Source organism: Candidatus Proelusimicrobium excrementi, from assembly GCF_937881865.1.
GTDB lineage: Bacteria > Elusimicrobiota > Elusimicrobia > Elusimicrobiales > Elusimicrobiaceae > Proelusimicrobium > Proelusimicrobium excrementi.
Genome location: NZ_CALGEO010000014.1, coordinates 20,856 through 27,673, shown reverse-complemented (window position 1 = coordinate 27,673; position 6,818 = coordinate 20,856). Strand labels below are relative to the sequence as shown.

Genomic DNA, 6,818 nt, shown 5'->3' with positions numbered 1-6,818 from the left:
TCAGAGCGGCGCAAGGTGCAGTATAAGGCTTTGCTTAACCTAAATTGCTAGCCGCGAGTACGCAACTTAGACCGAGTAAAAGCTATGCGAGCGTGCAACCGGCGTGAGCTTTAAGATTTAGAGCAAGTTTTAATTTTCTTACGCGCGCGGTGTACTAAGTATGATGCGCACATTGTGCGCGCAGTACCCAAGCAAGGAAAAAATTAAAAATTGCCTAAATATTAAAGTTTGATAGCCGTGAGCGTGAAACTTAACACGAGGCAAAACCGTGCGAGTATGCAACTTAACACGAGTAAAAATACCCTACCCGTTGATAAGCTTCATAAATATCTTGTTAAGCACCGCCGGATTCGCCTTACCCTTAGACATCCTCATTACGGCGCCGACCAATGCGCCTATAGCTTTGCCGTTGCCGGCTTTAACGTCGGCGGCGGCTTTGGGGTTGGCGGCCAAAGCTTCTTTGGCCCAAGCTTCAAGCGCGGATTCATCGCTTATCTGCGAAGCCCCGGAGCTTTCCACAAGCTCTTTGACGCTCTTGCCGCTTTCAAAAGCTTTTACGAAAATTTCCTTCGCCATTTTGGAAGAGATTTTCCCGCTTTGGATATAGTTTATCAAGGCGGCCAAGTCGGCGGCTTTTACCGGGCTTTCGGATATATCCTTGCCGGCGGCGTTGAGTTTGCCCAAAAGATCGGTGCCTATCCAGTTGACGGCGTTTTTGGGCTGGGCCCCGGCTTTTAAAACCTGCTCAAAATAATCGCAAAGGCCGCGGCTTCCGGTTATAAGTTTGGAGTCATACGCATTGAGGCCGAGTTCCTTTTCGTAATAAGCGCGCTTTTCTGCCGGCAAAACCGGCATGGCCGATTTAACGCTTTCAAGCATTTCTTCACTTATCGTCAAAGGCGGTAAATCGGGCTCGGGGAAGTATCTGTATTCCTGGGCCGTTTCCTTGCTGCGCATAACGTGCGTAACGCCGGCGGCTTCATCCCAAAGCATGGTCTGCTGGGTAACGGTTCCGCCGCCATTCAAAAGTTCGCTTTGGCGTTTTATTTCGTAAGTCAAAGCGTCCTTTACGGCCTTAAAAGAGTTAAGATTTTTTATTTCTATTCTGGTGCCGAATTTTTCCGTCCCTTTCGGCCTTAAAGAAAGGTTTACGTCCACGCGCAGTTCGCCCTTTTCCATATCGCAGTTGGAAACTTCCAGCCATTGCATTATTTTTTTAAGCGCGGTCAGATAATTGTAAGCTTCCTGCGGGCTGCGCATATCAGGCTCGGAAACGATTTCCAGCAAAGGCACGCCGGCGCGGTTTAAATCTATTAAAGAAGCTCCGCTTTCGTGGGTGGACTTCCCGGCGTCTTCTTCCAAATGGGCGCGGGTAATATTGATTTTTTTGGTTTGGCCATCTTCGGTTTCAATATCCACCGAGCCAAACTGTATTATGGGTTTATCGTCTTGGGAAATTTGATAGCCTTTAGGCAAATCGGGATAAAAATAATTTTTGCGCGCAAAAACGGAAGTTTTATTGATTTTAGCGTTTATGCCAAGCCCGGCTTTTAAAGCCAAAAGTACGGCCTCTTTATTGATAACGGGCAATACGCCCGGCTGTCCGCTGCAAAGAGGGCACAGCGCGGTATTGGGCCGCATATCGGCCTTGGCGCCGCTTGGGCAAGCGCAGAACATTTTACTTTTTGTCGCAAGCTGGACGTGGATTTCCAGCCCGATTACTGGTTCAAATTCTTGTTTCATATATTTAATATAATATCAAATATGGAGAATTATAAAAAAGGAGCCGCGCTCTCCGTCGCCGCTACGGTGGCGGGCAAAGTGTTTTCCTTCATCAGCAGCCTTTTGCTGGCATTTTACTTCGGCGCGACGGTAAAAACCGACATTTACTTTTACCTGATACTCATCTGCGCCGTAATTACGGGGTGGCTTTCCTCCATAAACGTTTCTCTTGTCCTGCCGGAATTTATGCACCAGCGCGAGAAGTCCTTAAACTCCGCTTTTAATCTGGCGAATTGTTTTTTGTATATTTACGCCGCCGCCGCTTTAATATTTTGTACGGCGGCTTATTTCTTTCCGGCGCAGATACTTGGTTTTATATCGGCGTTTTCGCCGGCGGAAACCGCCCAAGCCGGCAATTTGATGTTTTTAAGCTGCGTATACTTTTTTTCATATTTCATAATGTCTTATTTGATATCTTTAAGCGAAAGTTTCCGCCTGTTCGGAATTTACTTTCTTACTCCGCTAAATACTCTTCTGCCCCTGCTGGCTTTGCTGGCTTTTAAAAATTTGGAGGCGATGTTCCTTGGCTATATCTCGGCATACTGGATACAGATTTTGTTCTGCCTGTATATTCTGCGCCGCAAAACCGGCTGGATTTTTAAGCCGGGCAGACCGGAGCTTAACAGAAAGTTTTTATTAAACTTCGCCTATTCCCAGCCATCGGCTTTCGCTTGGGCGGCCGTGCTTTACGCGCCTATTTTTATGATTTCTTCAACCCAAGCCGGCATGGTAAGCGCGGTAAATTATTCCAGAATGCTATCCGACAGCCCGACGGATATTTTAACCTCCAAAGTAAACAATGTGGCAAAAGTTAAATTTACCTGCGAAGCCGCAAAAAATCAATTTGAACAAATGGCGCAAACCATTATAAAAACAGATAAATTCAATATGCTGCTGTTAGTCCCGTTCTGCGTGTTTACCTGCATGTTCGCCGAGGACATAATAATAATGTTCTTTAAAAGGGGCGGCTTTACCCTGCAAGACGCGCACAATACGGCAAAATTCCTGGCCATGCTCATAATGGCTGTGCCGTTTATCGGGCTTAACAACAATATTTCCAACACTTTCGCCGCGCTTAGAATAATTAAGGAAATTACCCCCCGCTACCTTGTTTTGGCTTTGGTTTTTACGGCGTTTTTTATAGCAGGCGTAAAGTATTACGGGGCTTACGCATACCCGGTTCTTTTCCTGGCGATGTACGCCGTAATGACTTTGATGAATATAATCACTCTGCGCCGCTTTGCGCCTTTCATACCTTACGGCAGGCACATCTTTTGGGTTATAAAAATGATTACCGTTTCTTTCCTTTGCGCGGCGGCGGCCAAAGCAATTTTTGCTTTTTATGAAGGCAATGTCTTTATAAAAATATTTATAAACGGTTCTTTCTTCGTCGCCGTAAACGCCGCGGTTTTATATTGGGCGGGGGAACTTTCGGGATTTAAAAAACTTATGGGGGCAAAATGGAAATTTCGATAATAACGGCTTCTTACAATTGCCAAGACACCATAAAAGAAACTTTGGATTCCGTCCTTTCCCAAACGTATAAAAACTGGCGGCTTATAGTTTTTGACGACGGCTCTAAAGACTCTTCTTTGGATATAATCCGCCGCTATGCGCAATCAGACGGCAGGATACAACTTTTGCGTCACCCCGGCGGTGCGAATAAGGGCCTGCCGCAAACACTGCAAAAAGCTTTGGCCTGCGTCAAAACCGAGTACGCCGCATTTCTTGAATGCGACGATATTTTAGACAAAAATTATCTTAAGGAAAAAGTTGATTATATAAGCAATAATCCCGGTGCGGAAATTATTTATAGTAAAGTTAAATGCTTCGGCGATAAAAACCGCGTAAAGAAATTAACGCTTTTTAACAAAGCGGCGGAATTATATGTAAAAATGTTAAATCCGTTTTCAAATAAATATAATTTGAACTTTCCTTTGTTATCTTTCAACCCGGTGCCGACTTTCTCCTGCGTAATGTTAAAAACGGCTTTGGCCGAAGAATACGGATTTGACTCCCCTTATCCGCCGCAGGCCGATTATTGGCTTTGGGCAAGGCTTTCCTTTAAGCATAAATTCCATTTTATCGGTAAGGATCTTACCCTTTGGCGTTTAACGCAAAACAGCTACACCATGAAGAGCCTGGGCAATGCGGCGGGGGAAAAAAGACTTCGGGACGCAATTAAAGATTTATATATAAAAAACAACCCGGCTTCTTACCTGTTTAAAGCCGGGCTGTCCAAACTGCTGTCATTTGCTTTTAAGCTGATTTCTTTTATATTTAAACCCGTTGCGAAAATTATTTTGGGAATAAAAAAACAGGCTTAAAAACTTACCGAATTTGCCGTATATTCGCTATTTTCCGAACATATAAATTTTCCCGTCTTCGGATATGGCCATACCGCTTTGCGTCCCCGTAAAATGTACGATATCGGGCCTGTTCGCCGTGCCGAAATCCAAATAAACAAGCTTTTCCGTTTCGGACGGATTTGATATTACGTGGGAGCCTTTCACATCCGCCGGAAAGAAAATCGCGTTGCCTTGTTTAAGGCGGATTTCCCCGTTTTCGGTTTTTACGGAAGCTTCCCCGCTGATAATATAAAATACTTCTTCGTTAGCCTCGTGCCAGTGATATCCGTAAGCCGTGTTGCCGGGCTCGACTTCCACAAAATTAGCGGAACATTTATTTACGGCCTCCGCCGGGTGCGCCGAAAGAACGCTAAACTCCGCACTATTTGCAAAAGCAAACCTTATTATGTATAATAATATTGCGGGGTAGAGAAGCCCGGTATCTCGCAAGGCCCATAACCTTGAGATCGCAGGTTCAAATCCTGCCCCCGCAATGATTTTTATTTTTAAGCCGCCGAAAGGCGGTTTTTTATTTGTATAAATTCCCGTCGGCCAGGTGCGCGCCGGCCGCCCTATTTTATATAATTGTTTATATGAGAGGCAGTTCAAAACCCACAATTTATCTTATAGACGGGCTTAACTTTATCCGCACTTTCCTTACGGGCAACGCTTACGTCAATGAAGAAAACCTGACTTCGGAACTTATTTCCTGGCTGGACGAACTGGGTTCCGGCAGATTGTACGGCTCGGAGTTCAGGCTGTTTTTGGACGGTTCATTCCGCAATGTCGGCCCGATTTCCACGCCGTGCGTACACGCCTCTTTCACGGAAGAATACACCGCTGATGATATTATTTTGGAACAGGCGGAGTTCTATAAACAATATTCACAAAGGGCCGTTGTGGTAACATCCGACAGAGACCTGGCCGAAAGAGTCCGCGCGGTGGGAATTAAGAGTATTTCCTGCTCTAAATTTTTTAATGCCTTTTATAATTAAATTTGCTAGAATATATTTACAATTTACTTAAGGGCTGGTGGCGGAATTGGTAGACGCGACAGACTTAAAATCTGTTGATCGCAAGATCGTGGGGGTTCGAGTCCCCCCCTGCCCACTCTTTATATGCCGCCCATAAAGCGGCATATTTTAATTTGTGGGCGCCCGGGCGAGGTATTATGCTGGAAGATATAAAAAGGACTTTCGGGGAAGTTTTCGGCTGGGTTAAAACTATTTACCCTCTAGGCAAAAAAACGGCTTTAATTATTTTTGCGCTTGCATTAGTCGCTTTTGCAGTTTATTATTTCACTTGCTCCATACTTTCTTTAATCGTAGCGATAGTATATTCAATAATAGCCCTGTTTACGGCTTTTTTCTTCCGCGACCCTTACCGCCCGACAGTATTTAAGGAAGACGAAATAGTCTGCCCCGCCGACGGCAAAATCCTGTCAATCAAAACCGAAGACGACGAAAACGTTTTGGTAATACGCATATTTCTTTCCATCTTCAACGTACACATACAACGCGCCACGATGAACGGCGAAGTAAAAGACGTAATTTATACGAAAGGCAGCTTTGCTTTCGCCAACAACCCGCAAGCCAATAAGAACGAACGCAACCTTATCAAGTTTGCCGACGGGGACCGCTTTGCTTATATGGAGCAAATCACCGGCGCGATAGCCAGAAGGATAGAATGCTGGGTAAAACCCGGGCAGAAAGTTAAAGCCGGGGATTATGCCGGTATTATATATTTCGGTTCGCAGGTGGCGGTGTATTTGCCGAAAGACAAAGTAAGAATAACGGTAAAAGAAGGCCAAAACGTACAGGGCGCAATAACCGTACTTGGCCTGTGGAGATAATATGAATTTTGAAAAAATAAAACACGCCGGAATAATCACAATCCCGTCCCTGTTTACCATGGGGAATATAGGGTGCGGGTTTTTCTCGATAATGGCGTCAATTAACGGGCAATACTCCAAAGCCGGCTGGCTGATTTTTATAGCCATGCTGCTGGATACTTTTGACGGAAGAGTCGCCAGAATGCTGAACGCGGAATCTTCCTTCGGCGTGGAAATGGATTCTTTGGCGGATTTAATTTCTTTCTGCACGGCCCCGGCGTTTTTGATTTATTACGTCGCTTTGCAAAACATAACCGTATTCGGCGCGCAGATAGCTTTTATCTTTGTGCTTTTCGGCGCGATAAGGCTGGCGAGATTTAACGCCATGGCCCATGCCGGCAAATCTTCCAAGCAGTATTTTACCGGGCTGCCGGTACCGGCGGCCGCGGCGGTTTTGGTGTCCTTTGCGCTTTCTTACAATATTTTCGCTTTTGACGCCAACGGCAAAGTGATGCCTTTCATGCAAACTTATTTGCCGCACATTTACAACCTTACGGCCTTTATTACCATCGGTTTGGCTTTGCTTATGGTTTCAAATATACCTTACGCCGCTTTTAAAGGCAAAAAAGAAGGCGCATCGCGCAAGAGAATTACCGTAACAAAGCTTGCTCTTATCGCCATAATAATAGCCTTTCTGTTCAAATATCCGCAGGATATGGTGTTTATAATCTTCGGTTTATACGCGCTTATGGGTATTATAATGGTAATATTTAAAGCTTTTAAAAATATGGCAGTAAAGAAAGATTAGAAACATCTTATAAAACTTTAACCGCCGGTCTAAAAAGGCCGGCGGTTTT

7 protein-coding genes and 2 tRNA genes are annotated in these 6,818 nt (G+C 45.0%); 7 read left to right on the top strand and 2 right to left on the bottom strand.

From position 1 onward, the window contains the following. Window positions 1-303: 303 nt before the first annotated feature. On the bottom strand, window positions 304-1,743 hold the full coding sequence (gene gatB, locus ACQY26_RS01235) for an Asp-tRNA(Asn)/Glu-tRNA(Gln) amidotransferase subunit GatB (RefSeq protein ID WP_428047267.1): 1,440 nt from the start codon (window positions 1,741-1,743) through the stop codon (window positions 304-306). Between the two features lie 21 nt (window positions 1,744-1,764). Between gatB and ACQY26_RS01230 the strand changes: the two genes are divergently transcribed. Next, the gene (locus ACQY26_RS01230; protein WP_428047266.1) at window positions 1,765-3,258 is read left to right on the top strand and encodes a lipid II flippase MurJ; all 1,494 of its coding nucleotides are present in this window, start codon (window positions 1,765-1,767) and stop codon (window positions 3,256-3,258) included. Beyond that, window positions 3,243-4,109, top strand: a complete 867-nt coding sequence (locus ACQY26_RS01225; protein WP_428047265.1) for a glycosyltransferase family 2 protein — start codon at window positions 3,243-3,245, stop codon at window positions 4,107-4,109. Before ACQY26_RS01230 ends, ACQY26_RS01225 begins: the two co-directional genes overlap by 16 nt. Window positions 4,110-4,136: 27 nt before the next feature. On the opposite strand, the gene ACQY26_RS01220 is transcribed toward ACQY26_RS01225, so the two are convergent. Next, entirely contained in the window at window positions 4,137-4,448 is a 312-nt protein-coding gene (locus ACQY26_RS01220; protein WP_428047264.1) for a cupin domain-containing protein, read from the bottom strand. Between the two features lie 102 nt (window positions 4,449-4,550). Between ACQY26_RS01220 and ACQY26_RS01215 the strand changes: the two genes are divergently transcribed. The 5 genes from ACQY26_RS01215 (at window position 4,551) to pssA (ending at window position 6,769) form a co-directional block, all read left to right on the top strand. Further along, window positions 4,551-4,624 (top strand) — tRNA-Met (locus ACQY26_RS01215). 99 nt (window positions 4,625-4,723) lie between these two features. Then, complete coding sequence (locus ACQY26_RS01210; protein ID WP_428047263.1) at window positions 4,724-5,125, top strand: NYN domain-containing protein; 402 nt, start codon at window positions 4,724-4,726, stop codon at window positions 5,123-5,125. Between the two features lie 31 nt (window positions 5,126-5,156). Further along, window positions 5,157-5,240: transfer RNA gene (locus ACQY26_RS01205), tRNA-Leu, on the top strand. 61 nt (window positions 5,241-5,301) lie between these two features. Beyond that, window positions 5,302-5,982, top strand: a complete 681-nt coding sequence (locus tag ACQY26_RS01200) for a phosphatidylserine decarboxylase (RefSeq protein ID WP_428047262.1) — start codon at window positions 5,302-5,304, stop codon at window positions 5,980-5,982. Between the two features lies 1 nt (window position 5,983). After that, a complete protein-coding gene (gene pssA / locus ACQY26_RS01195; protein ID WP_428047261.1) occupies window positions 5,984-6,769 on the top strand; it encodes a CDP-diacylglycerol--serine O-phosphatidyltransferase in 786 nt (261 codons plus the stop codon). Window positions 6,770-6,818: the final 49 nt, after the last annotated feature.

Excerpts from the sequence above, each read along its gene's own strand:
- pssA (WP_428047261.1), top strand. The coding sequence starts at position 5,984 with ATGAATTTTGAAAAAATAAAACACGCCGGAATAATCACAATCCCGTCC.
- ACQY26_RS01230 (WP_428047266.1), top strand. The coding sequence starts at position 1,765 with ATGGAGAATTATAAAAAAGGAGCCGCGCTCTCCGTCGCCGCTACGGTG.
- ACQY26_RS01225 (WP_428047265.1), top strand. The coding sequence starts at position 3,243 with ATGGAAATTTCGATAATAACGGCTTCTTACAATTGCCAAGACACCATA.
- ACQY26_RS01210 (WP_428047263.1), top strand. The coding sequence starts at position 4,724 with ATGAGAGGCAGTTCAAAACCCACAATTTATCTTATAGACGGGCTTAAC.
- gatB (WP_428047267.1), bottom strand. The coding sequence starts at position 1,743 with ATGAAACAAGAATTTGAACCAGTAATCGGGCTGGAAATCCACGTCCAG.
- ACQY26_RS01200 (WP_428047262.1), top strand. The coding sequence starts at position 5,302 with ATGCTGGAAGATATAAAAAGGACTTTCGGGGAAGTTTTCGGCTGGGTT.